This window comes from Pseudomonas sp. Marseille-Q0931 (assembly GCF_940789645.1).
GTDB lineage: Bacteria > Pseudomonadota > Gammaproteobacteria > Pseudomonadales > Pseudomonadaceae > Aquipseudomonas.
The window spans coordinates 163,774-188,252 of record NZ_CALNWT010000008.1 but is presented as its reverse complement, the minus strand read 5'-3'; the positions used below and the strand labels follow the sequence as shown (position 1 = coordinate 188,252).

Genomic DNA, 24,479 nt, shown 5'->3' with positions numbered 1-24,479 from the left:
GCAGGGTGCAGTATCGGCGCAGTCAGGCCGTGCAACTTGCACGGTTTTTACCTGACTAAGCTGCATTGACCAGCGAGACGGAGCATATAAATGGCAGTAGCAGAGCAAACTAGCGGGCGCATTTTGCTGGTGGATGACGAAGCGGCAATCCTGCGTACTTTCCGCTACTGCCTCGAAGATGAAGGCTACGATGTCGCGGGTGCCAGTAGCGCAGCGCAGGCCGAAGCCCTGCTGCATCGTCAGGTGTTCGACCTGTGCTTCCTCGACCTGCGCCTGGGCGAAGACAGCGGCCTCGATCTGCTGGCGCAAATGCGCATCCAGGCGCCGTGGATGCGCGTGGTGATCGTCACCGCCCACTCGGCGGTGGATACCGCAGTCGACGCCATCCAGGCCGGCGCTGCCGATTACCTGGTCAAGCCCTGCACCCCCGATCAACTGCGCCTGGCGGCTGCCAAGCAGCTGGAAGTGCGCACCCTGGCCGCGCGCCTGGAGGCACTGGAGGGCGAAGTACGCAAGGTCAAGGACGGACTCGATTCGCACAGCCCGGCGATGATGTCGATCCTGGAAACCGCGCGGCAGGTCGCCACCACCGATGCCAATATCCTCATTCTCGGCGAGTCCGGTACCGGCAAGGGCGAGTTGGCACGCGCCATTCACGGTTGGAGCCGCCGTGCCAAACGCACCTGCGTGACCATCAACTGCCCGTCGCTGACCGCCGAGCTGATGGAAAGCGAACTATTCGGCCACGCCCGCGGCTCATTCACCGGCGCCAGCGAAAGCACCCAGGGCCGGGTCAGCCAGGCCGACGGCGGCACCCTGTTCCTCGATGAGATCGGCGATTTCCCGCTGGCGCTGCAACCCAAGCTGCTGCGCTTCATCCAGGACAAGGAATACGAGCGCGTCGGCGATCCGGTCACGCGCCGCGCCGATGTGCGCATCGTCGCCGCCACCAACCTGGATCTCGACGAAATGGTGCGCGAAGGGCGCTTCCGTGAAGACCTGCTCTACCGCCTCAATGTCATCACCCTCAAGCTGCCGCCGCTGCGTGAGCGACATGAGGATGTGATGTCCCTGGCCGAACGCTTTCTCGCCCGCTTCGTCAGCGACTACGGCCGTCCGGCCTGTGCCTTCACGCCCGAGGCGGCAGCCGCCCTGCAGGCCTATCACTGGCCGGGCAATATTCGCGAACTGCGCAACGTCATCGAACGGGCCAGCATCATCTGCCAGCAGGAAGCGGTGGAGATCGCCCACCTCGGCCTCGGCGGCAGCAGCGAAGCACCAAGCAGCACCGTACGGGTCGGCGCGCCGATGAGCCTCGAGGAGCTGGAAAAGGCCCATATCGCTGCGGTGCTGGCCAGCAGCAGCACCCTCGACCTGGCGGCCAGGACCCTGGGTATCGACACCTCGACCCTCTACCGCAAACGCAAGCAGTACAACCTCTGACCATGGGATCACCATGAAGCTGTCGATGAAGCTTCGCACTCGCCTGTTCCTCAGTATTTCCGCGCTGATCACCGTGGCACTGCTCGGCCTGCTGCTCGGCCTGTTCAGCGTCACTCAGATGGCGCGCAGCCAGAGTGATCTGATCCAGCGCGGTTTCACCGCCGTGCAGGTCGGGCAGAAGCTGCGCCAGCACTTGGGCGACGAACTGATCTTGTTGCTCGACCCCAAGCCGGCGCCGGAAAGACTGGCGCAGGCACGCGAGTCTTTCCGCGCCACCCTTGCCGAAGGCCTGGAGGCGAACCTCGGTACGCGCTACAAACAAGGCCTCGAGCAAGCTGCCGCGCTCTACGAACAGCAGGTAGAGGCCGCCGCCAGCGGTACTCCTGCAGGGCAGACTCCGCACAATCTGGGTGCTCACAAACCCTTCACCGAAGCTTTCCAGCGCCTGCGCAACCACCTGCTCAACGAACAGGATCAGGTCGTCGAGCGGGTCGTCGCCGCCGAGAAAAAGGCCGGCGAGCGCTCTCAGCCGATCGCCGGGCTCCTGGTGCTGACCGGCCTCGCCGTATTGGCGATCGGTGTGCTCACCGCCCATGGCATCGCCCGGCGCTTCGGCGCCCCCATCGACATGTTGGCGCGTGCCGCCGACCAGATCGGCCAGGGCCAATACGATGTGGTGCTGCCGGTGTCGCCGGTGGTGGAGCTGGCGGTACTAAGCCGCCGCTTCGGCCTGATGACCGAGGCGCTGCGCGAATACCACTCGAGCAACCTCAATCAGTTGCTCAGCAGCGAGGGCCGGCTGAAAGCCGTGCTCGACAGCATCGACGATGGTCTGGTCATCCTCGACGAGCAGGGCCGTATCGAACATGCCAACCCGGTAGCGCTGCGCCAGCTGTCCTGGCACGCCGACATTCTCGGCCAACCGATCGGCCCACTGCTGCCGGACCACGCGGTGGACGAGGCATTAAGTCAGGTGCTCGCCGGTGAGCTGTTGGGCGAACCACCGGCCGACCTGCAGATCGAGCGCGATGGCGAAACCCGTTTGCTGGCCTGGGCGCTGACCCCGGTGCAGGTCATCGAGGGTGGCAGTGTCGGTGCGGTGATGGTGCTGCGCGACGTGACCAAGCAGCGCGCCTTCGAGCGCGTGCGCAGCGAATTCATCCTGCGTGCGTCCCACGAACTGCGCACGCCGATCACCGGCATGCACATGGCTTTCAGCCTGCTGCGCGAGCGCCTCTCGCTGCCACCGAGTGGCCGTGAGCAGGAGCTGATGCGCACCGTCGACGAGGAAATGCATCGCCTGGTGCAACTGATCGACGACCTGCTCAACTTCTCGCGCTACCAGAACGGCATGCAGACCCTGCAACGCCGCCCTTGCGACCTGGCCGAACTGATCCAGCGCACGCCACAGCGCTTTGCCGAGAAAGCCGCGGAGCGTGAGGTGGAGCTGGTCTGCGAGGTGCATGAGCCGCTGCCGCGCCTGAACCTCGACGTCGCGCAGATGGAACGGCTGCTGGACAACCTGACCGACAACGCCCTGCGCTACAGCAACCCGGGAGACAAGGTACGGCTGCAGGTGCGCCGCCATGGTGAACGCGTGATCATCAGCGTTCGCGACCAGGGCGAGGGCATTCCCTTCGAGCAGCAACCGCGCATTTTCGAACCCTTCGTCCAGGTCGGCAGACGCAAGGGCGGCGTCGGCCTCGGTTTGGCGCTGGCACGGGAAATCGTGCAGCTGCACGGCGGTCAGCTCGGCGTACATTCACGCCCCGGCGAGGGCGCCAACTTCTATTTCAGCCTGCCGGTCTGAGGGACAAAAGCGAGCCGGCAATTACGTGTTAGCGCTCGATGACTTGGCACTCTCCGTTAGCGTGTTGTCTGGTCTGATGGGTTTCGCCCCTTACGGGCGACTTACTTTCTTTGCTTGTGCAAAGAAAGTAAGCAAAGAAACACTCCCCTGCAAAGGCCAGACGCCGCCAATTTCAGTTCCGCAAAGCTTATGCAAGCTCGCGACCTGGTCCCCTTCAGGAGGCCGAGTGGAGGTGTTGCGTAGGGGGACGAGCCGCATGGATGCGGCGAGAGGCTTAAAGGGCCAGGGATGGCCCTTGTAAGCCGGCCCCCGGAGCAGCGCCGGAGCGAGGGAAGTTTCGCGTAGCGAAACCCGGATGTCGGGGTGCCCTTCTTTGGCACACCTTTCTTGGGCAAGCAAGAAAGGTGTGGCGCCCGTAAGGGGCGAAACCCATCAGGTCAGGCGGCGTGTTAATGGATAATGCCAAGTCATCGACAACCAACACGTAATTGCCAGTCCGATGGCAAGCGTATCTTCCCCGCGATAACGTGAAGAACCATAAAAAACGCCGCGATCTTCGCGGCGTTTCATTTGGTCTTGCTGATCAGTTTCAGCGCAGTACCGGGTCGAACTTGATACGCCGCCCAGCCATCAGGGCCACCAGAAAGCCCAGGCCGAAAACGGCGCTGGCACCCTTGAGCAGCAGGGCGAATCCTGCCTCCAGGTCGGGGCTCAGCCACAGCACGGCCAGGCTCGACAGGGTCATGATCAAAAACAGGATGGCGCTTCTGGACATGGCAGGACTCCTTGTCGGTCAGAACACCCAGCGCGGGGTGCTGTTGGCTGGACGTGGCTCGCGATTGGCGGTATCGGTGGCGCCATCGTCAGAGATACGCAGCCACTTGGCGTCATCACCGACGCTGTGAACGCTCTGCTTGCGCAGCTCGGCAGAACCATCCTGCTGCGCACCGACACGCGATTCCCACACCGGCGAGTTGGAGAGGGTGAATTCGGCGGTCTTGGCGATGGCGCCAGCCGAACCACTGAAATCCTTGGCGTAAGCCCCGTTGACCAGCAATGCAGCGACACAGAACAGGCTCAGTCGGACGATGTGCATGATGCTTCTCCATTAGCAGGTCAGTCGGGGCTTACACGACTGATTCTGCAGCGCCCATGCCAATTTTTATCGCCAGAAATATCCTTATAAATCAATAACTTATATAAGCAAAACGCAATCCTTCTCATGCACTTTGCAAGATGCATGATTTGCGACACGTGCAATTTGCACGATCAGTTCCGTCGCGGCAGTACAACGCTGAAGCAGGAGCCCTCGCCAAGGCGGCTGCTAAGCTCGATGCGCCCGCCATGGGCCTGGACGATCTGCTCGCTGATGAACAGGCCCAACCCCAGCCCCTGGGGGGCGTCGGCAGAGGAAACACGCTCGAACTGTTCGAACACTCGCTGCTGATCCGCTTCGGAGATACCGATACCCTGATCGCGCACCTCGGCACGCACCTGTTCGCCCGCCGCCCCAACCCGCACCGATACCGGCTTGCCGCCGCCGTAGCGCAGGGCGTTGGTCAGCAGATTGGCCAGCACCTGCTCGATGCGGAACTCGTCCATCATCACCGGCGCAGGCCCCTCGACCTGCAGTTCGATATGACTACCAGCGCTGGCGAACTGCGCGGCCAGCCCCTCTACCACATTGCCGGCCAGCACGCCCAGGTCGCCCGGCTCCGGGCGCACCGACAGCTTGCCGGTGCGGATCCGTGAAACGTCCAGCATGTCGTCGATCAGCCGGCTCAGGCTGCGAATCTGGCGCTCGTCGCGGGTGATCATCTCCCGCAGCTTGTCGGCACTGAAGGCATCCATGCGCCCCTGCTCCAGGCGCAGCCGGCGCAGTTGCACGTCGAGGATCAGGCCGTTGAGCGGCGTGCGCAGCTCGTGCGAGGCGATGGACATGAACGAGTCGCGCATCTGCACCGCTTTCTGCAGCTCGGCCTGGGTCTCGCGCAGCTCGGTGAGGAGCGCCTCCTGTTCACGGCGTGCGGCCTCGACCACTTCCAGCTGCATGCTCAGCGCTTTGCGGTGGCGGTACAGCTCGACGAACATGGCCACCTTGCTGCGCACCTCGAAAGGCGACAGCGGCTTGTGCAGGAAATCCACCGCACCGCTCTCGTAACCGCGGAAGGCGTAGTCCATATCGCGGCCCACGGCGCTGACGAAGATGATCGGAATATGTTTGGTCTTCTCCGTGCCGCGCATCAGCTCGGCCAGTTCGAAGCCGTTCATGCCGGGCATCTTCACGTCGAGAATGGCCAGGGCGAACTCGTGTTCGAGCAGTAGCGACAGCGCCTCATCGGCGCTGCTGGCCTGGAACACGGTGCGGTCCTCGCTCTGGATCAGCGAACGCAGCGCCAGCAGGTTCTCCGGCAGATCGTCGACGATCAGCACCTTGGATTCGATCTTCCTCAACATGGCAGGGTATCCAGTTCGGCCAGCAGCAGGCGCATGGCATTGATAGGCAGGAGAAAATCCGGTTCGAGCAGCGCCAGCGCGGCGTTCGGCATGGTCGGCACCTGCGCGTCGGCCGGGTCCTGCACCAACGTCAGGCCCCCGGCCTGCTGAACGGCTTGCAGGCCGGCGGCACCATCCTCGTTGGCGCCGGTCAGCAGCGCGGCCGCCAGATGCTCACCGTAGGCATCGGCCGCAGACTCGAAGAGGATGTCGATCGAGGGCCGGGAGAAATGTCGCGGCTCCTCGCGGCTGAGGGAAAAGCTGCGCTCGGTCTCGATGGACAGGTGGTAACCCGCGGGCGCCACGTAAACCGTACCGCCGCTCAGGTATTCCTTGTCCTCGGCTTCCTTGACGGGCAGCTGCAAACGCCGCGCGAGCAGCTCGGCGAGCAGGCTGTCGTTGCGATCCGGCTGATGCAGCAGGCACACCACCGGCAGCCGATAGTCCGGCGGCAGGTCTTCGAGCAGACTCAGCAGCGCTTCCACCCCACCGGCCGAAGCGCCGATCAGCAGCGCCTGCAGCGGCGCACGAACCTGGCCGCGGAGGTTGATCCGTTGGCCGCTCATCGCTTGCGGAAAATCCGCTCGGGGCGCGACACCGCTTCGAACTGTCGGGCATAGGCGGAGAAATCCAGGCTTTCCTTGCTACCAAGGCCGAGAAAGCCGCGGTGACAGAGCGAATCGTGGAACAGGCCGAGCGCACGATCCTGCAAGTCGCGGTTGAAGTAGATCAGCACATTGCGGCACGACACCAGGTGGGTTTCGGCGAACACGCTGTCGGTGGCCAGGCTGTGGTCGGCGAAGGTCACGTTGGCGCGCAGCGACTTGTCGAACAGCACGCGATCGTAGGCTGCCGAGTAATAGTCGGAAAATGCCCGCTTGCCGCCGGACAGCTGGTAGTTCTGCGTGTAGGTGCGCAGGTTGTCGAGGGCGAAAATGCCCTGTTCGGCCTTTTCCAGCGAATGCGGGTTGATGTCTGTGGCGTAGATCATGGTGCGTTCCAGCAGACCTTCCTCGTGCAGCAGGATGGCCAGCGAATACACCTCCTCCCCGGTGCTGCAGCCGGCCACCCAGACCTTCAGCGACGGATAGGTGTGCAACAGCGGCACCACCTGCTCGCGCAGGGCAAGAAAGTAGTCAGGGTCGCGGAACATCTCGCTGACCGGAATGGTGAGGTACTGCAACAGCTGCATGAAGGCCCGCGGCTCGTGCAGGATGCGCTCCTGCAAGGCCGAAATGGTCGGGCAATCGAGCTGCGCCTGCGCCTGACGTACACGGCGCTTGAGCGAGGCCTTCGAATAATCGCGAAAGTCATAGCTGTAACGCAGATAGATCGCCTCAATCAGCAGGCGCAGCTCGATTTCGTCAGGCATCAGAGACGCTCCAGCTTGGGCATCCACACGCGGATCAGGGAGAACAGGCGATCCAGGTCGATGGGTTTGGCCAGGTAATCGTTGGCGCCGACTTCGCGGCAGCGCTCCTGATCATCCTTCATCGCCTTGGCCGTCACCGCAATGATCGGCAGGTTCTTCCAGCGGTCTTGCAAACGAATCTGCCGGGTGGCTTCGTAGCCGTCCATTTCCGGCATCATAACGTCCATCAGCACCAGGTCGATGTCGTCGTGTTCATGCAGTTTGGCCAACGCCTCGTGGCCGTTGCGGGCGATTTCGACGGTGGCGCCCTTCTGCTCCAGCGCACTGGACAGGGCGAAGATGTTGCGTACGTCGTCGTCCACCAGCAGCAGGCGCCGCCCCTCGAACAGCTTGTCGCGGCTGCGCGCGGTCTTGAGCATGCGCTGGTGCTCGCTGGACAGTTCGGCTTCGACCTTGTGCAGGAACAGGGTGACTTCGTCCAGCAGGCGCTCCGGCGAGCGCGCGCCCTTGATGATGATCGAGCGCGAGTACTTGAGCAGTTCGGCTTCCTCGTCGCGGGTCAGGTTGCGCCCTGTGTAGACGATCACCGGTGGGAAGGAGCAGATGTCCTCTTCAGCCATACGCTGCAGCAGCTCATTGCCGAGCATGTCGGGTAGCTTGAGGTCGATGATCATGCAATCGAAGACCGTGCTGCGCAATTTCTCCAACGCCTCACCGGCCAGGGCGACAGCGGTGATCTCGATGTCTTCGTCGCCGATCAGGCGGGCAACGCTGTCACGCTGCAGGGGGTCGTCCTCCACCAGCAGCACGCGCTTGACCTGCTGGTTGAGCTTGGCCTCCAGCTTGCCGAAAACTTCCTTGAGCTGGTCGCGGCTGGTTGGCTTGAGCGCATAGCCGACTGCTCCCAGGTGCAGGGCCGCCTCGCTTTGGTCTTCGACCGAGACCACATGCACCGGGATGTGACGAGTCTGTGCGTCATCCTTGAGGCGCTGCAGCACGCTGAGGCCGGAGCCATCGGGCAGGCGCATGTCGAGCAGGATGGCATCGGGACGATACCGCCGCGCCAGCTCCAGGCCTTCGTCAGCGCTGGTGGCGACCAGGCAGGCGTAGCCCAGTTCGTGGGCCAGGTCGAAGAGGATGCGGGCGAAGCGCACTTCATCCTCCACCACCAGCACACGGCGGCCGCCGTGCGCGTCGAGCTGCTCGCGATCATCGGCGAACGGCGCCGGGGGACGCGGCATCGCCGCCGCAGCGGCAGGAATAACCGGCGTGGCCGGCATCGCTAGCGGCGCCATTACCAGCGGCGCCGCCGGCTTGCTCTGGGCTGCGCCTTCGACCATCTGCTCGGGCAGCAGCAGGGTGAAGGTGCTGCCCTCGCCGGGCACGCTGCTGACGGAAATGGACCCGCCGAGCAGCCCCGCCAGGTCACGCGAGATGGACAGCCCCAGGCCGGTGCCGCCGTAACGGCGATTGGTGGTGCCATCGGCCTGGCGGAAGGCATCGAAGATCGCCTGCTGTTGGTCGGCCGCGATACCGATGCCGGTGTCATGCACGGCGAAGGCCAGGTAATGACCCTCCTGACGCGAGACGCTGAGGGTCACGCCGCCACGGTCGGTGAACTTGAAGGCGTTGGACAGCAGGTTGCGCAGGATCTGTTCGGCGCGCTGGCGGTCGGTGAACAGCACCTGTGGAAGCTCGCCCTGCTGCTCGATCTGGAAACCCAGGCCACGCTCGCCAGCCAGTGGCGCGAACACATCGCGCAGGCTTTCCAGCATGCTCGCCAGCGGCGTGCGCTCGGGGCGCACCTCGAGCTTGCCGGCCTCGACCTTGGCGATGTCGAGGATGTCGTTGATCAGGTTGAGCAGATCGTTACCGGCCGAATAGATCGACTCGGCGAACTTGACCTGTTCATCGTCGAGGTTGCCGGCGGAGTTCTCCGCCAGCAGCTTGGCCAGGATGAGCGAGCTGTTCAGCGGCGTGCGCAGCTCATGGCTCATGTTGGCGAGGAATTCGGACTTGTAGCGGCTGGCACGCTGCAACTCCTCGGCGCGCTCTTCGAGCTGGGCCTGGATGCGGCCGAGCGTGGTGTTGCGCTGGTCCAGCTCGTCGCGCTGGTCGGCTAGCGTCTGCGCCTGTTCGGAAAGCTTCTCGTTGGTCTGCTCCAGCTCGGCCTGCTGGGTTTCCAGATGGGCCTGGGACTCCTTGAGCACGCGCGCCTGCTGCTCCAGCTCTTCGTTGGCGGCGCGCAGTTCCTCCTGCTGGGTCTGCAACTCCTCGTTGAGCTGCTGGGTCTGACCGAGCACCTCTTGCAAGCGCTGGCGATAGCGCGCGGCCTCCAAAGCCATACCGACGCTGCCGGCAATGGCTTCGAGGAACTCCCGCTCACGCGCCTCGAGCGGGCGCATGAAGGCCAGCTCGATCACGCCGTTGACACTGTCTTCGGACTGCAGCGGTACCAGGGCAACGCTGACTGGCTGCCCCTCGCCGAGACTTGAAGCGACCTTGATGTAATCCGCCGGCAAATCATCCAGGCAAACCAGGCGGCGGCCACGGGCAGCCTGACCAACCAGCCCCTCTCCTTTATAGAACTGCTCCTTGAGGCTGGCATCCTTGCTGAAGCCGTAGCCGGCAACGCGTTTCAGGTCACCGGTTTTACCGTCGCGCAGATACAGGGCGGCGACCACGCAATTGAGATATTCGGCGAGGAATTCGAGCGAGCGGTCGGCCAGCTCCTGCACCTGCGGCTGACCGAGCAGACGCTCCGACAGCAGCGTCTGGCCACCGCCAAGCCAGGCACGACGCCCCTGCTCATCGGCATAATCGGCCTGCTTGGCCATGGCCTGGGAATAAGTCTGCGAGAGACTCATCAGCTCGCGGCGGCCGAAAAAGGCCAGCAAGGCGCTGAACAGAATGCTCACCACCAGGTAGATGCCGGCGCCCCAGAGCGTGGTACTGCTGACATCGGCATTGCGCTGCTGACGCAGCTCACGCTCACTGTTGATGAAGGTATCGAGCTCGCGGCGCATGCCATCGGTGAGGTTCTTGCCGCGCCCCCGTCCTATTTCGACCAGGTAATTGCCGCCGTCGCGACGGCGGCCGATGACTTCCTGGGCGAACAGATCCCACTGTTCTTGCAGCGCCAGCAGACGCTCGAGCCGCTGCATCTGTGGCGGGTTGTCCGCGACCATGCCGATCAGTTGTTCGGTCAACGGGCGAAACTTGCCGCGCGCCTGCTCATAGGGCGCCAGATAATCCTCCTCGCCACTGAGCAGGAAGCCGCGCATGCCGGTCTCCAGATCCAGGGTCAGCTTGTACACTTCGCTGGCCCGATTGAGGACCTGGTCGGTATGCTCGACCCAGCGGATCACATCGAGCAGAAAGCCGATCAGCAGTGCAAAGAACAGGGCGCCCACCACGCCCAGGCCGAGCGGCAGCCCGACATTACGATTGAGAATGCGGCGAAAACCTCTTTCGTCCATTGCGGATTCATTCGACATAGGGACGTCCATTCGGTGATTGTCTCGCTTCTTCTTATCTATCGGGGGAAGGCGTGTGGCACACTGACCGCGTGCAGACTCCGAAGTTTGCCAAACATTTGCGCATTCTGCGCGCTGAAACAGAGAAGTTCATGACCGAAACCGATTGCGCCCGCGTCAAGACCATTGTCCTGGTCGAGGACGACGATGTCGTGCGCGAACTCACCGCGGAGGTGCTCGGTGAGTTCGGCTACCGCGTACACGCCCTGTGCGACGGCCCCAGCGCGCTCGACCTGTTGCGCAGCGACCAACAGGTCGATTTGCTGATGAGCGATATCGGCTTGCCCGGCATGGACGGGCGCGAGCTGGTGGCAGCCGCTCGCCAGCTGCGGCCGACCCTGCCGGTGCTGTTCGCCAGCGGCTACGACGAGCGTCAACTGCTCGAAGAAGTGCGCGCTCGCGATAGCGGGGCAGCTACCGAAAGTATTGTCAAACCCTACGATTTCAGGCTGCTGGCACAACGGCTGGGCGAACTGGCGGACTGACGGAGCGGCATCTAGTCTGATTCCAGACCAATGGACAGGAGAGTCCGCCGATGCGCTACGCCACTTCGCTTCGCCTGGGTCTTCTCGCTGGCTTGCTGCTCACCGGCTGCGCCAGTCAGACGACCCAACCCACGCAATTCTCCGGCTATCTTGCCGACTATTCCCAACTGCAGCCTGCCACCTCAGCCACCGGAGCACCGGTGCTGCGCTGGATTTCACCGCAGTTCAGCAGCGAGCGCTACACATCGGTCTACGTCGAGAAGCCAAGCTTTTACCCCGCTCCCGCGCCCAGCGACCAGGTCAGCGCGCAGACCTTGGAACAGGTGCGTGACTACCTGCATCAGGCACTGTTGCGCGAGCTGACGAACGCACGTCTGAGGCTGGTCGACACCCCGAGCATGGACAGCCTGGTGCTGCGCAGCGCAATCACCGGCGTCAACGTCTCGACCGAAGGGATCAAAGCCTACGAGGTGATCCCCGTGGCCCTGGTGATCGCTGCAGCCAGCACGGCTGCCGGCACGCGTGATCGCGACACGGAGATTTTCATCGAACTGGAAGCGCTCGATGCGCGCACCAGCGAGCCGGTGCTGCGGGTGGTGCGCAAGGGCCACGGCCTGGCACTGGAGAACAGCAGCAGCCAGCTGACCCTGGATGACCTCAAGCCGGTGCTGGATGTCTGGGCACGCGACGCGCGCGACTTCCAACCCGACCTGCGCTGATCAGCCAAGGCCCAGGCCCAGGCAATACCGTGCGTAAGCCGCAGCACGCTGAACAGATGGCTGACTATCAAGCGGATCGATAGCGCTTGCGGTAGTTGATCTCAGGCGAGAGGCTCGGAAAAAACACCAGGCGAGGAACATGCATGCCCAGCATCAACCCAAGTAGCGTGGATTTGCAGGCGTTCGCCGAACGCATGCCAAGCGACACGCCGATTGTGATGCTCAATCTGCTTCGCTTCAGCAGTCAGGCTGCGTATGACGCAGACAGCCCCTTTGCGTCTTGCAGCGGTCGCGAAGCCTATGCCCGCTACAGCCGCACCGCGCTGGCCAAGGTTCAGGGCGTGGGCGGTGAAGTACAGATCATGGCTGACGTTCACCTGGCGTTGATCGCGCCGCAGGAAGAACGCTGGGATCTGCTTCTTCTGGTGCGTTATCCATCGTCCGCAGCCTTTCTGAGCATGCTCGCCGACCCTGAATACCAAGCGGCCACGGTTCATCGCAGTGCAGCGTTGGACGACTCGCGGCTGATCGCCACGACACCTGCCGAGAGGCTCTAGCTTGATGCCTGCAGGTTGAGCACCAGCAGGCGCGCTGCGGTTTCCGCGTCCGGCTGGCCGTCGTAATTGGCTGGGCGGTACTTCATCTGGAACGCGGCGATGACATTGCGCGTCGCCTCGTCCAACTCGCCATGCTGCGGCACCGTGTAACCGTGCTGCGCCAACTGCTCCTGGAACCACTGCACGCTGGGCAGGCTGGTGCTGAACAGCGCCTGCTGGCGCGCCACCGCGTCTTCGTTCGGCCAGGGCACCAGTCCCTCGTCGGCCAGGCGCTTCCAAGGGAACAGCGGGCCCGGATCGACCTTGCGCTGAGGCGCCACATCGCTATGCGCGATGATCGAGCCCAGTGGCAGCTGGTGACGCTTGACGATGTCCTTGAGCAGCACGATCAGCGTGTCGATCTGCTGCGGGGCGAAGGGCTGCCAGTAGCGACCGACCGGCGTCTGATAGTAGCCCTGGTTGACCAGCTCGATGCCGATGGTGGTGCTGTTGAGCCAGGTACGTCCCTTCCACTCGCTGACGCCCACGTGCCAGGCACGACGGTTTTCGTCCACCAGACGGTAGACGGTCGGCGGCGCATCGCCGATCAGGTAGTGACTGCTCACCTCGGTCTGCGTCAGCAGCTCGAGCGAGCGCTGCAAGTCAGCGGAGGTGTAGTGCAGCACGACGTACTGTACGCGGCTGTTCTGGCCAGTCGCGGTATGGCTGTCGTCGATACGCAGACCGCCGGCACAGCCGGCGAGCAGAACAAGAACGAGGGCAAGGCAAAGAGACTTCATGCGTGACCGAATACGCTTTGCAGGTTGTCCAGCAGCATGTCGACGCTGAGCATGATCAACAGCATGCCCATCAGACGTTCCACCGCCATCAACCCGCGATTACCGAGGAACCGTTGCAGGAACGAAGCCTGCAACAGGATGAATGCCGTCGCCGCCCAGGCCAGAATCAAGGCCAGGTAAAGCTCCCAGAGCGGCCCGGTGTGAGTGTTGCGCAGGGTCATCAGCACTGCGAGTGCCGAAGGCCCGGCCACCGCAGGCGTGGCCAGCGGAACCAGCATCGGCTCGCCGTCCGGCACGTCGCCGAGCAGGCCTTGCGGGCTGGGAAAGATCAGGCGCATGGCGATGACGAACAGGATGATACCGCCGGCGATGGCCGTTGCCTCGCGTGATAGCCCGAGGCTGGTGAGGAATTTGTCACCAAAGGTGAGGAACAGCAGCAGCAGACCTAGGGCGAACAGCAGCTCTCGCGCGGCGATCCAGATGCGCCGGCGTGGCTCGACGTTCTTCAGCGCAGCGATGTAGATGGCGATATTGCCGAAAGGGTCGGTGACGAGAAAGATCAGCACGGCGATGCTGAAGATGTCCATGGCTAGCTCCGCTGACAGGTGCGCATAGTCTAGGGCCTGCGGGGTCACCTCGCGAGTCGCGCGCGCATGGATGCTCGCATTGTCGCCGGGGCGGAGCTTTCGTGACCGAAAACGCAGCGGCGTTCATGGCAGCGACCATTCGTAGAAATGTATACAAAGTAGTAGCCAAGATTGGAACAAAATGTCTACATTGACTGCACAAGAACAACAGCGAGTAGTTTTCCCCATGACCTCCACCGCTCAGCGCCCCGAGGACGAGAACCTCGGTATCGGCTCCAATCTGCTCTACGGCCTGCAACACGTACTGACCATGTATGGCGGCATCGTTGCCGTTCCGCTGATCGTCGGCCAGGCGGCCGGCCTGTCACCCGCCGATATCGGCCTGCTGATCGCGGCCTCGCTGTTCGTCGGCGGCGCCGCCACCCTGCTGCAGACCATCGGCCTGCCGTTCTTCGGCTGTCAGCTGCCCCTGGTGCAGGGCGTTTCGTTCGCCAGCGTCGCCACCATCGTGGCGATAGTCGGCAGCAATGGCGGCGAGGGTGGGCTGCCGGTGGTGTTCGGTGCTGTGATAGGCGCGGCGCTGATCGGCCTGCTGATCACGCCAATCTTCTCCAAGATCACCAAATTTTTCCCACCGCTGGTGACGGGTATCGTCATTACCACCATCGGCCTCACCCTGATGCCGGTAGCCGCGCGCTGGGCCATGGGCGGTAACAGCCAGGCTGCGGACTTCGGCAGCATGGCCAACATCGGCCTGGCCGCGTTCACCCTGGCTACCGTTCTGCTATTGAGCAAAGTCGGCAGCGCGACCATCTCGCGCTTGTCGATCCTGCTGGCGATGGTAATCGGCACGCTGGTCGCCCTGGCGTTCGGCATGGCCGACTTTTCCAGGGTCAGCGAAGGGCCGGTGCTGGCCTTCCCGGCACCGCTGCACTTCGGCATGCCGGTGTTCGAGGTGGCGGCGATCATCTCCATGCTGATCGTGGTGATGGTGATCCTGGTGGAAACCTCGGCCGATATTCTCGCCGTGGGCGACATCATCGACACCAGGATCGACTCCAAACGTCTCGGCAATGGCCTGCGCGCAGACATGATCGCCAGCGTCGTCGCGCCGCTGTTCGGCTCCTTCACCCAGAGCGCATTCGCCCAGAACGTCGGCCTGGTGGCCGTCACCGGCGTCAAGAGCCGCTACGTGGTTGCCACCGGCGGACTGATTCTGGTCACCCTCGGCCTGTTGCCAATCATGGGCCGGGTCATTGCCGCGGTGCCGACCTCGGTACTCGGTGGCGCCGGCATCGTGCTGTTCGGCACGGTCGCGGCCAGCGGCATCCGCACACTGGCCAAGGTGGACTACCGCAACAACATGAACCTGGTGATCGTCGCCACCTCGATCGGCTTCGGCATGATCCCCATCGCCATGCCCAGCTTCTATCACCATTTTCCAGCCTGGTTCGAAACCATCTTCCACTCCGGCATCAGCTCGGCGGCGATCATGGCGATCCTGCTCAACCTGCTGTTCAACCACTTCACTACCGGCAATTCGGATCAGCAGTCGGTGTTCGTCGCCGGTACCGAACGCAGCCTGCGCTACCGCGACATCGCCGCCCTGCACGAGGGCGACCACTTCATCGGCGGCAAGCTGTATGACGCTCAGGGCAATGAAGTGCCGCTGCTGGATGACGATCACGCCCCTGCGCCACGGACGGGCGCGCCTGCAGAAAAGGAACGGGCAGAGATGACTTCCTAGCCCCGAACAGACCCGCTCTGATGGCTGCCCCGGTCTGATTGCCCGGGGCAGCCATCAGGCCTGTTCGACGCGGTTTCGTCCGGAACCCTTGGCGCGGTATAGCGCCTGGTCGGCGCGCTCGAAGGTGGCCTCGGTGGCCTCGTCATTGCGGAATTCGGCGATACCGGCAGAGAAGGTGATGGTCACCGGCTCGCCCTTGAAATGGAATGGGCAGGCTTCGACCGCCGCCCGCAGGGTTTCCAGCAACTGAACGCCGCCTTCCAGCGGGGTTGCCGGGATCAGCAGAACGAACTCTTCGCCACCGAAGCGGGCAATGAAGTCGGTCTTGCGCAGGCGCTTGTGCAGTTCGCCGGCGATGATCTTCAGCACCCGATCGCCGGCCAGATGGCCGTAGCCATCGTTGATCCGCTTGAAGTGATCGATATCCAGCACGGCCATCAGCAGCTGACCACCGTAGCGCTGGCGACGCGCGACTTCCAGATCGAGGCGCTCGCTCCAGGCAGCGCGGTTGGGCAAGCCGGTCAGGGGGTCTAGCAGGGACTTTTGCCGTTGCTCCTCGATATGCTGGCGGAACTGCTGCGCCTCGAGTTCCATTTCGGCAACACGCTTGACCAGGCCCTGCAGCCGCTCGGCCACGTCCTCCTCACCGCCGTCGCGCTGGCGTTGGTGATTGCTGACGCTCTGCAACAGGCCCTCCAGACGTTGCTCCAACGCCTGCTTGAGCGTATCCAGGTCGGCCGCCTCCTGCACGCTGCTCTGCAGGTCATTGACCTGATCGCGCAGCTGCTGGTTGAAGTTTCGCGTGCTTTCTACCGACGCGGTGTAGCCCTCGTGCGCTTCGCTGAGGGTGCTGATAAAGGCGGCCAGGCGCTCGTTGAGCTGCTTGAGATAAACGGCGAAATCGCGCTGGCCACTGTCGCTGACCGCCAGTACCAGCACGGCCAGGTCATCCAGCACCGGCACCAGCTCATACCAGTTGAGGTTGCCCTCCAGGCGCTGGCGCAATGCCTCGCCCTGCGGCAGATGGCGTGCCGGCAGCTGCAGTTCGTCGAGCAGACCGCGCAGGCTGTTGGCGATGTGCGGTGCCACCGCGCTGTATCCCGGCTCGCTGCTGGGCAGGGAGAACGGGCTGTCGCTGGGTTCTTCATGCAGCACCAGGCCAGGTGGCAACGGCAGGCTGTCGAGCACCGGCGCAGCGTCGCTGGCCTGGCGATGCACCGATGATTCGGGAGCGACAGCCACTGGCGTGCTCGCATGCGCGGCGACCAATGGCGCCCGCGCTTCAGGCTCAGAGACAGCTGCAGGCTCAGGCTCAGATACAGATACAGGTGCAGGTGCAGGTGCAGGTGCAGGTGCAGGATTAGTATGTGCGGCCTCTTCGCCGCTCTCGCCGCGTGAGCCGAACAGGCGCTGCAGCAGACCCGGCTGCTCCTGCACCGGGGTTTGCAGAACGGTCAGCGCCTGCCCTTGTAGATTGCTAAGCTGGCTGAGCAGCGCGGGCAGCAGATACTGGTGACTGGTGGCATCCTGCAGCTGCTTGCCGAGCGACTTGAGCGCCTTGCGCACCTCACGCGGTGGCTGCAGGCGCTGCAGCTGTTCGATCAGACCTGCCAGTGCCGTGGCGGCCTCGCCGGCACGCTGCTGGCGGCGCTGCTCGGAGTCCAGCACGGCCTTTTCCAGACGTGGAATCAGGCCACCCAAGGCGGCATCCATCTCATCGCGACGGAGGATGTCGCGCATTTCCTGCATGCATTGATCGACCGCCTTGTCCGCACCCTCGGCAGCCAGGCTGCTGCGCACCAGGCCACGGCGCAACAGATCCAGACGCGACTCCCAGCGTCGCTCGAGCTTTTCCTGCTGCTCCAGGCTGCTCAGGTATTTGTCTTTCCAGCGTTGCGCGTCATCGCTCATACGGCTTACTCAGGAGATGGCGTCTTCAGCATAGGCATTTGCGCGCTATTCTGTGCTCCTGGCAGGCGGATTTCCACGGCTACGGGAAGGTGGTCGGAAATCGGCTGGCTGAGTACGTCGACGCGTCCTAGTTCAAGCTCAGAGCTGAGCAGGATATGGTCGAGACAGCGCTGCGGGCGCCAGCTGGGAAAGGTCGCCTCGACCTGCGGGGCAAGCAGACCGAGATCACGCAGCGGGGAGTTCTCCAGCAGATCGACGGCATGAGTGTTCATGTCGCCCATCAGCACCAGATGACGAAACTCGCTGACCCGCTCGCGGATGTAGGCCAGCTGCCGGGTACGGGTGCGGGCACCCAGGGCCAGGTGCATCATCACCACGCACAGCGCGTGCTCGCCTTCACCCAGACGTAGAAAGATCGCCCCCCGCCCAGGTGGTCCAGGCAACGGATGATCCTCCAACAAAGTAGGCCGCAAGCGGCTAAGCACGCCGTTACTGTGCTGGGCGAGACGCCCGAGATTGCGATTGAGCTGTTGATACCAGTAGGGGAAGGCTCCCTGCTGGGCCAGGTACTCAACCTGATTGACGTAACCCGAGCGCAGACTGCCGCCATCGACTTCCTGCAGCGCCACCAGGTCGAAATCGGCTAGCAGATCGCCAATGCGCTGCAGGTTGCCGGTGCGCCCGGCATGGGGCAGCAGATGCTGCCAACTGCGCGTCAGGTAGTGGTGATAACGCTGGGTGTTGATGCCGACCTGGACATTGAAACTGAGCAGGCGCAAAAGGCCGTCGGCTGGCCAGTCAGCCTGCGGCGAGCAGTGCGGATTGATCTGTGGATCGCACAGACCAACCGCACGTGTCTTCCGCCAGCGGCGCATCATGTTTAGCGCCTGCGGGGCGCTTAGAGCGCCTCGCGCTCCTTGGCGATCAGGTGGTCAGCCACCTGAAGAGTCTGCTGCGGGCCGCCGGTCGAACCCAGGTCGAAGCGGTACTTGCCGCCGACGATCATCACCGGTACGCCAGTGATCTGGTACGCCATGGCCAGTTTCTTGGCCTTTTCCATCTGGCCTTTGACGGCGAAGGAATTGAAGGTCTTGAGGAAGGCGTCGCGATCCACGCCCTGAGTCGCGACGAAGTCGGCGAACTCTTCAGCCGAGGCCAGCTTCTTCTTCTCCTGGTGGATGGCATTGAACACGGCGTCATGCACCTTGTGTTCGACCTTCATCATTTCCAGGGTGATGAATGCCTGGCCGTGCACGTTCCAAACGCCGCCGAACAGCGCCGGGACACGGACGAAGTTGACGTCTTCCGGCAGTTTCTCGACCCAGGGATTGAGCGTCGCCTCGAACTGGTAGCAGTGCGGGCAGCCGTACCAGAACAGCTCCACCACCTCGACCTTGCCGGGCTTGGACACCGGCACCGGGCTTTTCAACTCGACATACTGCTGGCCTGCGACCGGTTCGGCGTGGGCAGTAAGGCCGAACAGGCTGCTGATCGCCAGAGCGGCGCCGAGAATCAGGTTACGCATGAGGGTACTCCTTGGCTGGATAAGCTTCGCCCTGATGGCGATTCGAGACTATGACTCGCTACCACTGGGCCGGTTCCGCCCATTGTAGCCATGACGCATACGAAAAAGGGTGGCCGAAGCCACCCTTTGTCTTGCCAAAAGCAACGGCGGTCTATCAGTGCAGACCCTGGATGAAGCTGGAAACAGCTTCGATATCCTTGTTGCTGAGCTTGGCGGCGATGGCGCGCATGATCATCGCGTCGCCGTCGTTGGTGCGATTGCCTTCGCGGAAGTCGGTCAGCTGCTTGGCCACGTACTGCGCGTGCTGGCCACCTAGGTGCGGGAAGCCGGCAGCAGCCAGGCCAGCGCCGTCTGGCGAATGGCAGCCGGTGCAGGATGGCATGCCTTCTTCCAGCTTGCCGCCACGGAACAGCGCTTCACCACGTGCGACCAGCTTGGGATCGGCAGCACCGACACTCATTTTCTGGCTGGCGAAGTAAGCAGCGATGTCAGCCATGTCCTGGTCACTGAGGTTGTCCAGCATGCCGGTCATCTCGACCACCGGACGAGCGCCGGACTTGATGTCGTGTAGCTGCTTGAGCAAGTAACGCTCGCCCTGACCGGCCAGCTTGGGGAAGTTAGGCGCAGGGCTGTTGCCATCGGCGCCATGGCAGGCACCACAGACAGCGACTTTGCCCTGACCGGCTTCGGCATCGCCAGCAGCCTGAGCCACACCGGTGAGGCCCAGGGTCAACAGCAGACTCACGAGTACTTTGTTCATCAGCTAATCCAATTACGGCTAAGAGAGAAAGGGTTATCGGCTGGGCTTACTCATTCGGTCATCAACTTGATGACCGCCTGGTAATCCTCGGCCGTGCAGTCCATGCACAGGCCGCGCGGCGGCATGGCATTCAAACCATTGGTGACGCTCTGCACCAGTGTATCCATGCCCTTGGCCAGGCGTGGTTCCCAAGCGGCCTTGTCGCCCTTCTTGGGCGCCGTGGGGATCTGGCCGTTGTGGCATACGCCACAGGAGCGGTCGTACACCGCTTGCGGATCCTGAGCAGCATAGCCGTTTAACGACAGAGTCATGACGGCGGCTGCGAGCAGCATTTTCTTCATCAGATCAACCTCATCAGGGTTGGAAGCGTCCTGCTTTCTATCGAGCAGAGATGTAATCGCTCCCGGCAATCGGGTTCCTGCGGGTGGGACAAAGCGCACACAAAATCTGCGGCATTATATACTGGCAACGCTGAAACGGAAACGACGCCGCTTGCCACGCCACCTGGCGTGCAGCAGGTGCGCGGAAATGTCGCAAGCCCTCGAGCCGCCAGAGGGGTAGCTACAAAGCAGCGAGCGAAGGTCAGGCAAGGCGGAGGCAGCCGAGAAAGCGGAATGTACGAGTGGTACATGAGCATTTTGAGGCTGGTTCCAACGCAGCATGGTCAAGCGCAGCAATTTGTAGGCACCCTCTCACGGAATCGAGGCAACCACCGGATACCCTCCATGCTCCCGAAGAATCCCATCATCGGTCTGTGCCAGCAGGCCAGCTTCCTCATCAGTGCCGCCAAGGTCGACCAGTGCCCCGAGGACAGCGGTCTGGAAGTCGCCTTCGCCGGCCGTTCCAACGCGGGCAAGTCGAGCGCGCTGAACACCCTGACCCATGCCAGCCTGGCGCGCACCTCGAAGACGCCGGGGCGCACGCAGTTGCTCAACTTCTTCCGCCTGGATGACGAACGCCGCCTGGTGGACCTGCCCGGCTACGGCTACGCCAAGGTGCCGATCCCGCTCAAGCAGCACTGGCAGAAACATCTGGAAGCGTACCTGGGCAGTCGCGAAAGCCTGTGCGGTCTGGTGCTGATGATGGATATTCGCCATCCGCTGACCGAATTCGATTGCATGATGTTGGATTGGTCGGTGGCCAGCGGCATGCCGCTGCATATCCTGCTGACGAAAGCAGACAAACTGGCCTTCGGCGCGGCGAAGAACGCCCTACTCAAGGTGCGTCAGGACATTCGCAAGCAGTGGGGCGAAGGCATCAGCATCCAGTTGTTCTCGGCGCCCAAGCGCATGGGCGTGGAAGAGGCGCAGATGGTGCTGGCCGGTTGGCTGGATCTGTTGCCGGAAGAGGGTGAGGAAACTCAAGAGGAAGCGTGAAGCTTAGGTGCGCTATGCGCACCGAGATCAGAGATAGTATTCGGTGCGCGCGGCGCACCCGGAGCAGCCGCCGCCGTTTTGACTTGAAAGTGCGTCAAAAGCGCCCTCTCCCGCCCTTCGGGCACCCTCTCCCGCAAGCGGGCGAGGGTCATCAGATGGCCGCGAGCGGCACTTTTTTATGGGCAAAAAAAACCCCGAGCTTCGTATGGGGAGGGAGAAGTTCGGGGTCCAAGGTCTGAACCGCTAGGGCGGGGTTCAGATGTCTGCCAACACTTAACACAACAAAGGAGCATGAAGGCCTCAACGGCCATTCATGAACTCTGACCGGACGGGTTTGGGGAAAGTTCATCGGCGCCCTAAAAACCATTTGCCATAAGAAAGTGTCTTTTGATTCCTCAAACCCCTAAGCCAGAGCGGCCGCGGCTGCACGCCGCGGCGCTGCCTGGCTTAGTGTGCTTCGTCCCAATTGGTACCAACGCCTACTTCCACCAGTAACGGCACGTCCAGATCGGAGGCGCCACTCATCAGGCTCTTGAGTTTGGCACCAACCTCATCGACCAGCTCCTCGCGCACCTCCAGTACAAGTTCATCGTGCACCTGCATGATGATGCGCGCATCGATGGTGCTCTCCTGCAACCAGCCATCCACAGCGATCATCGCGCGCTTGATGATGTCCGCTGCAGTGCCCTGCATCGGCGCGTTGATTGCCGCACGCTCGGCGCCCTTGCGCATCGCCTGGTTCTGCGCATGGATTTCCGGCAGGTACAGGCGACGGCCGTAGACCGTCTCCACATAGCCCTGCTCGGCAGCCTGGGCGCGCGTGCGCTCCATATAGGTCAGCACGCCTGGATAACGGGCGAAGTAGCGGTCGATATAGGCCTGCGCCTCCTTGCGCTCGACGTCGATCTGCTTGGCCAGACCGAAGGCGCTCATGCCGTAGATCAGGCCGAAGTTGATGGCCTTGGCCTTGCGTCGCTGATCGCTGGTCACCTCCTCCAGCGCCACACCGAATACCTCGGCGGCCGTGGCCTTGTGCACGTCCAGATCGTCGCGGAACGCACTCAATAGCCCTTCGTCCTTGGCCAGGTGGGCCATGATGCGCAGCTCGATCTGCGAGTAGTCCGCCGCCATCAGCTTGTAGCCCTGGGGCGCGACGAAGGCCTGGCGGATGCGCCGCCCCTCGGCGGTGCGGATCGGGATGTTCTGCAGGTTAGGGTCGCTCGACGACAGCCGGCCAGTGGCGGCCACCGCCTGATGGTAGCTGGTGTGAATGCGCCCGGTACGCGGGTTGATCTGCTCCGGCAGCTTGTCGGTGTAGGTGCTCTTGAGCTTGCTTAAGCTGCGGTACTGCATCAGCACCTTGGGCAACTCGAAATCCTGCTCGGCGAGTTCGGCGAGCACCGCCTCGGCGGTGGAGGGCTGGCCCTTGGCAGTCTTGCTGATCACCGGGTAGCCGAGTTTCTCGTAGAGGATCACGCCCAGTTGCTTGGGTGAGGACAGATTGAACGGCTCGCCGGCGATCTCGAAGGCCTTGCGCTCCAGCTCCACCAGTTTCTCGCCCAGCTCGACGCTCTGCTCGCCGAGCAGCTTGGCATCGACCAGCGCGCCGTTGCGCTCGATGCGCGCCAGCACCGGCATAAGCGGAATTTCGATTTCGCGCAGCACCTTGGCCAGGGACGGCACGGCTTCGAGGCGGCGCCACAACTCCTGGTGCAGGCGCAGGGTCACGTCGGCGTCTTCGGCGGCATAGGGGCCGGCCTGTTCCAGGGCGATCTGATCGAAGGTCAGCTGCTTGGCGCCCTTGCCGGCGATGTCCTCGAAGCGAATGGTGCTGTGATTCAGGTACTTCAACGCCAGGCTGTCCATGTCGTGACGGGTGGCGGTGGAGTCCAGCACGTAGGATTCGAGCATAGTGTCGAAGGCCACGCCCTGCACCGTGATCGGTGTGCTGGCGTTGGCCAGGACGTTGATGTCGTACTTGGCGTGCTGGCCGACCTTGGCCTTGGCCGGGTCTTCGAAGATCGGTTTGAGCGCCTCGAGCACCGCATCGCGATCGAGCTGCTGCGGCACGCCCATGTAACTGTGCGCCAGCGGCACGTAGGCAGCCTCACCGGCCTTGACCGCGAAGGACAGACCGACCAGTTGCGCCTGCTGGGCATCGAGGCTGGTGGTCTCACTGTCAAAGGCGATCAGCTCGGCCTGCTCCAGTTTCTTCAGCCACTCATCGAACTGCGCCTGCTCCAGCACCAGCTGGTAGTCACCGGCGCTGGCTGGCGCAGGCTCGGCCGCTTCTTCGACGGCCTCGCTGGCCGGCTCGGCGAACAGGTCGCCGGCAGGGGCCACTGTCTTGGCCGCCAGCGCCTTGTTCTGGCGCAGCAAGTCGTCGAGCCAGTTCTTGAATTCCAGCTGACCGTACAGTTCGACCAGGGCGGCAAGGTCCGGCTCGCCGGGATGCAGCGAATCGATGGCGATGTTCAATGGCACGTCGGTCTTGATGGTCGCCAGCTGATACGACAGATAAGCCATGTCGCGGTGTTCCTCGAGCTTGGCCGGCAGGCTCTTGGCGCCGCGAATCGGCAACTCGGGAATCTTATCGAGGTTGGCGTAGAGCACATCGAGGCCACCGCCGACCCCGACCAGCAGGCCGAGCGCGGTTTTTTCGCCCACGCCCGGTACGCCGGGAATGTTGTCGACCTTGTCGCCCATCAGCGCCAGGTAGTCGATGATCAGCTCAGGGCCGACGCCGAATTTCCCTTTCACGCCATCGATGTCGTACACGCTTCCGGTCATGGTGTTGACCAGCGTAACGTGCGGGCAGACCAGTTGCGCCATGTCCTTGTCACCGGTGGAAATCACCACGTCACAACCTTCGCCGGCGGCCTGGCGGGCCAGGGTGCCGATCACGTCATCGGCTTCCACGCCTTCGACGCACAGCAGCGGCAGGCCAAGGGCACGCACGCTGGCATGCAGCGGCTCGACCTGCACCCGCAGTTCGTCCGGCATGGACGGGCGATTGGCCTTGTATTCGGCGAACAGCTCGTCACGGAAAGTGCCGCCCTTGGCGTCGAAGACCACGGCGAACGGGCTGTTCGGGTACTGCTTGCGCAGGCTCTTGAGCATGTTCAGCACGCCCTTTACCGCTCCGGTGGGCATGCCCCTGGAGGTGGTCAGCGGCGGCAGGGCGTGGAAGGCGCGGTACAGGTACGAGGAACCGTCGACCAGAACGAGGGGAGCTTGGCTCATGCGCGGGATCAACCTTTTCGGCGGGTGCAGCTAACAGGTAGTTGAAAAACGTAGGCGAGGCAGCCAGTGCAAGGCGCAACGACCAACGGGAGTAACAGCCAAAGGCTGGCCCGAAGGGTGAGCGCCAGCGAAT

Annotated in this window: 22 protein-coding genes; 7 read left to right on the top strand and 15 right to left on the bottom strand. The window is 63.1% G+C overall.

Annotated features, from left to right (window positions below; genetic code table 11):
• The first annotated feature begins 90 nt into the window (after positions 1 to 90).
• Both algB and P3C50_RS14655 read left to right on the top strand, forming a co-directional pair.
• Complete coding sequence (algB, locus tag P3C50_RS14660) at positions 91 to 1,443, top strand: sigma-54-dependent response regulator transcription factor AlgB (RefSeq protein ID WP_275546576.1); 1,353 nt, start codon at positions 91 to 93, stop codon at positions 1,441 to 1,443.
• Positions 1,444 to 1,456: 13 nt separating this feature from the next.
• On the top strand, positions 1,457 to 3,253 hold the full coding sequence (locus P3C50_RS14655) for an ATP-binding protein (RefSeq protein WP_275546575.1): 1,797 nt from the start codon (positions 1,457 to 1,459) through the stop codon (positions 3,251 to 3,253).
• 432 nt (positions 3,254 to 3,685) lie between these two features.
• Here the strand turns inward: P3C50_RS14655 and P3C50_RS14650 are convergent, their stop codons facing one another.
• The 7 genes from P3C50_RS14650 to P3C50_RS14620 form a co-directional block, all read right to left on the bottom strand.
• Complete coding sequence (locus P3C50_RS14650) at positions 3,686 to 3,823, bottom strand: hypothetical protein (RefSeq protein ID WP_275546574.1); 138 nt, start codon at positions 3,821 to 3,823, stop codon at positions 3,686 to 3,688.
• Positions 3,824 to 3,842: 19 nt separating this feature from the next.
• Positions 3,843 to 4,028 (bottom strand): PA3371 family protein, encoded by a 186-nt coding sequence (locus P3C50_RS14645; protein ID WP_275546573.1) that lies wholly within the window; start codon positions 4,026 to 4,028, stop codon positions 3,843 to 3,845.
• Between the two features lie 18 nt (positions 4,029 to 4,046).
• Positions 4,047 to 4,349 (bottom strand): hypothetical protein, encoded by a 303-nt coding sequence (locus P3C50_RS14640; protein WP_275546572.1) that lies wholly within the window; start codon positions 4,347 to 4,349, stop codon positions 4,047 to 4,049.
• A 173-nt stretch (positions 4,350 to 4,522) separates the two neighbouring features.
• A complete protein-coding gene (locus P3C50_RS14635; protein WP_275546571.1) occupies positions 4,523 to 5,710 on the bottom strand; it encodes a hybrid sensor histidine kinase/response regulator in 1,188 nt (395 codons plus the stop codon).
• Positions 5,704 to 6,315, bottom strand: coding sequence for a chemotaxis protein CheB (locus P3C50_RS14630; RefSeq protein WP_275546570.1), 612 nt, complete (start codon positions 6,313 to 6,315; stop codon positions 5,704 to 5,706). The genes P3C50_RS14635 and P3C50_RS14630 overlap by 7 nt, the downstream gene beginning before the upstream one ends.
• The gene (locus tag P3C50_RS14625) at positions 6,312 to 7,121 is read right to left on the bottom strand and encodes a CheR family methyltransferase (protein WP_275546569.1); all 810 of its coding nucleotides are present in this window, start codon (positions 7,119 to 7,121) and stop codon (positions 6,312 to 6,314) included. Before P3C50_RS14625 ends, P3C50_RS14630 begins: the two co-directional genes overlap by 4 nt.
• Positions 7,121 to 10,618, bottom strand: coding sequence for a response regulator (locus P3C50_RS14620; protein ID WP_275546568.1), 3,498 nt, complete (start codon positions 10,616 to 10,618; stop codon positions 7,121 to 7,123). The genes P3C50_RS14625 and P3C50_RS14620 overlap by 1 nt, the downstream gene beginning before the upstream one ends.
• 131 nt (positions 10,619 to 10,749) lie before the next feature.
• Here P3C50_RS14620 and P3C50_RS14615 point away from each other — a divergent pair, with 131 nt between their 5' ends.
• From P3C50_RS14615 to P3C50_RS14605, 3 genes are all read left to right on the top strand, one after another.
• Entirely contained in the window at positions 10,750 to 11,142 is a 393-nt protein-coding gene (locus P3C50_RS14615; RefSeq protein ID WP_275546567.1) for a response regulator, read from the top strand.
• A gap of 50 nt (positions 11,143 to 11,192) precedes the next feature.
• Positions 11,193 to 11,861, top strand: coding sequence for a DUF3313 domain-containing protein (locus P3C50_RS14610; protein ID WP_197857694.1), 669 nt, complete (start codon positions 11,193 to 11,195; stop codon positions 11,859 to 11,861).
• 143 nt (positions 11,862 to 12,004) lie between these two features.
• On the top strand, positions 12,005 to 12,418 hold the full coding sequence (locus P3C50_RS14605; RefSeq protein ID WP_197857693.1) for a DUF1330 domain-containing protein: 414 nt from the start codon (positions 12,005 to 12,007) through the stop codon (positions 12,416 to 12,418).
• Here P3C50_RS14605 and P3C50_RS14600 read toward each other — a convergent pair.
• Together P3C50_RS14600 and P3C50_RS14595 are read right to left on the bottom strand one after the other, a co-directional pair.
• The gene (locus tag P3C50_RS14600; RefSeq protein ID WP_275546566.1) at positions 12,415 to 13,197 is read right to left on the bottom strand and encodes an N-acetylmuramoyl-L-alanine amidase; all 783 of its coding nucleotides are present in this window, start codon (positions 13,195 to 13,197) and stop codon (positions 12,415 to 12,417) included. The genes P3C50_RS14605 and P3C50_RS14600 overlap by 4 nt on opposite strands.
• Positions 13,194 to 13,784, bottom strand: a complete 591-nt coding sequence (locus P3C50_RS14595) for a MarC family protein (RefSeq protein WP_013713334.1) — start codon at positions 13,782 to 13,784, stop codon at positions 13,194 to 13,196. The genes P3C50_RS14600 and P3C50_RS14595 overlap by 4 nt, the downstream gene beginning before the upstream one ends.
• A 226-nt stretch (positions 13,785 to 14,010) precedes the next feature.
• Between P3C50_RS14595 and P3C50_RS14590 the strand changes: the two genes are divergently transcribed.
• Positions 14,011 to 15,531 carry a nucleobase:cation symporter-2 family protein gene (locus tag P3C50_RS14590; protein ID WP_275546565.1) on the top strand — a complete coding sequence of 507 codons (1,521 nt, stop codon included), beginning with the start codon at positions 14,011 to 14,013 and terminating at the stop codon, positions 15,529 to 15,531.
• Positions 15,532 to 15,585: 54 nt separating this feature from the next.
• On the opposite strand, the gene P3C50_RS14585 is transcribed toward P3C50_RS14590, so the two are convergent.
• The 5 genes from P3C50_RS14585 to P3C50_RS14565 all read right to left on the bottom strand — a co-directional run bounded on the left by P3C50_RS14585 (position 15,586) and on the right by P3C50_RS14565 (position 20,068).
• Positions 15,586 to 17,442 (bottom strand): GGDEF domain-containing protein, encoded by a 1,857-nt coding sequence (locus tag P3C50_RS14585; RefSeq protein WP_275546564.1) that lies wholly within the window; start codon positions 17,440 to 17,442, stop codon positions 15,586 to 15,588.
• A 5-nt stretch (positions 17,443 to 17,447) separates the two neighbouring features.
• Positions 17,448 to 18,320 carry an endonuclease/exonuclease/phosphatase family protein gene (locus P3C50_RS14580; protein ID WP_197857689.1) on the bottom strand — a complete coding sequence of 291 codons (873 nt, stop codon included), beginning with the start codon at positions 18,318 to 18,320 and terminating at the stop codon, positions 17,448 to 17,450.
• A gap of 20 nt (positions 18,321 to 18,340) precedes the next feature.
• The gene (locus P3C50_RS14575) at positions 18,341 to 18,967 is read right to left on the bottom strand and encodes a thiol:disulfide interchange protein DsbA/DsbL (protein ID WP_275546563.1); all 627 of its coding nucleotides are present in this window, start codon (positions 18,965 to 18,967) and stop codon (positions 18,341 to 18,343) included.
• A gap of 154 nt (positions 18,968 to 19,121) precedes the next feature.
• Positions 19,122 to 19,727 (bottom strand): c-type cytochrome, encoded by a 606-nt coding sequence (locus tag P3C50_RS14570; protein WP_197857687.1) that lies wholly within the window; start codon positions 19,725 to 19,727, stop codon positions 19,122 to 19,124.
• A 50-nt stretch (positions 19,728 to 19,777) separates the two neighbouring features.
• On the bottom strand, positions 19,778 to 20,068 hold the full coding sequence (locus P3C50_RS14565) for a c-type cytochrome (RefSeq protein ID WP_275546562.1): 291 nt from the start codon (positions 20,066 to 20,068) through the stop codon (positions 19,778 to 19,780).
• A gap of 384 nt (positions 20,069 to 20,452) precedes the next feature.
• Between P3C50_RS14565 and yihA the strand changes: the two genes are divergently transcribed.
• Complete coding sequence (gene yihA / locus P3C50_RS14560) at positions 20,453 to 21,103, top strand: ribosome biogenesis GTP-binding protein YihA/YsxC (protein ID WP_275546561.1); 651 nt, start codon at positions 20,453 to 20,455, stop codon at positions 21,101 to 21,103.
• Positions 21,104 to 21,550: 447 nt separating this feature from the next.
• On the opposite strand, the gene polA is transcribed toward yihA, so the two are convergent.
• Positions 21,551 to 24,346, bottom strand: coding sequence for a DNA polymerase I (gene polA, locus P3C50_RS14555; RefSeq protein ID WP_275546560.1), 2,796 nt, complete (start codon positions 24,344 to 24,346; stop codon positions 21,551 to 21,553).
• Positions 24,347 to 24,479: the final 133 nt, after the last annotated feature.

Coding starts and splice junctions, on each gene's coding strand:
- algB (WP_275546576.1), top strand. CDS start 91: ATGGCAGTAGCAGAGCAAACTAGCGGGCGCATTTTGCTGGTGGATGAC.
- P3C50_RS14655 (WP_275546575.1), top strand. CDS start 1,457: ATGAAGCTGTCGATGAAGCTTCGCACTCGCCTGTTCCTCAGTATTTCC.
- P3C50_RS14650 (WP_275546574.1), bottom strand. CDS start 3,823: ATGAAACGCCGCGAAGATCGCGGCGTTTTTTATGGTTCTTCACGTTAT.
- P3C50_RS14645 (WP_275546573.1), bottom strand. CDS start 4,028: ATGTCCAGAAGCGCCATCCTGTTTTTGATCATGACCCTGTCGAGCCTG.
- P3C50_RS14640 (WP_275546572.1), bottom strand. CDS start 4,349: ATGCACATCGTCCGACTGAGCCTGTTCTGTGTCGCTGCATTGCTGGTC.
- P3C50_RS14635 (WP_275546571.1), bottom strand. CDS start 5,710: ATGTTGAGGAAGATCGAATCCAAGGTGCTGATCGTCGACGATCTGCCG.
- P3C50_RS14630 (WP_275546570.1), bottom strand. CDS start 6,315: ATGAGCGGCCAACGGATCAACCTCCGCGGCCAGGTTCGTGCGCCGCTG.
- P3C50_RS14625 (WP_275546569.1), bottom strand. CDS start 7,121: ATGCCTGACGAAATCGAGCTGCGCCTGCTGATTGAGGCGATCTATCTG.
- P3C50_RS14620 (WP_275546568.1), bottom strand. CDS start 10,618: ATGTCGAATGAATCCGCAATGGACGAAAGAGGTTTTCGCCGCATTCTC.
- P3C50_RS14615 (WP_275546567.1), top strand. CDS start 10,750: ATGACCGAAACCGATTGCGCCCGCGTCAAGACCATTGTCCTGGTCGAG.
- P3C50_RS14610 (WP_197857694.1), top strand. CDS start 11,193: ATGCGCTACGCCACTTCGCTTCGCCTGGGTCTTCTCGCTGGCTTGCTG.
- P3C50_RS14605 (WP_197857693.1), top strand. CDS start 12,005: ATGCCCAGCATCAACCCAAGTAGCGTGGATTTGCAGGCGTTCGCCGAA.
- P3C50_RS14600 (WP_275546566.1), bottom strand. CDS start 13,197: ATGAAGTCTCTTTGCCTTGCCCTCGTTCTTGTTCTGCTCGCCGGCTGT.
- P3C50_RS14595 (WP_013713334.1), bottom strand. CDS start 13,784: ATGGACATCTTCAGCATCGCCGTGCTGATCTTTCTCGTCACCGACCCT.
- P3C50_RS14590 (WP_275546565.1), top strand. CDS start 14,011: ATGACCTCCACCGCTCAGCGCCCCGAGGACGAGAACCTCGGTATCGGC.
- P3C50_RS14585 (WP_275546564.1), bottom strand. CDS start 17,442: ATGAGCGATGACGCGCAACGCTGGAAAGACAAATACCTGAGCAGCCTG.
- P3C50_RS14580 (WP_197857689.1), bottom strand. CDS start 18,320: ATGATGCGCCGCTGGCGGAAGACACGTGCGGTTGGTCTGTGCGATCCA.
- P3C50_RS14575 (WP_275546563.1), bottom strand. CDS start 18,967: ATGCGTAACCTGATTCTCGGCGCCGCTCTGGCGATCAGCAGCCTGTTC.
- P3C50_RS14570 (WP_197857687.1), bottom strand. CDS start 19,727: ATGAACAAAGTACTCGTGAGTCTGCTGTTGACCCTGGGCCTCACCGGT.
- P3C50_RS14565 (WP_275546562.1), bottom strand. CDS start 20,068: ATGAAGAAAATGCTGCTCGCAGCCGCCGTCATGACTCTGTCGTTAAAC.
- yihA (WP_275546561.1), top strand. CDS start 20,453: ATGCTCCCGAAGAATCCCATCATCGGTCTGTGCCAGCAGGCCAGCTTC.
- polA (WP_275546560.1), bottom strand. CDS start 24,346: ATGAGCCAAGCTCCCCTCGTTCTGGTCGACGGTTCCTCGTACCTGTAC.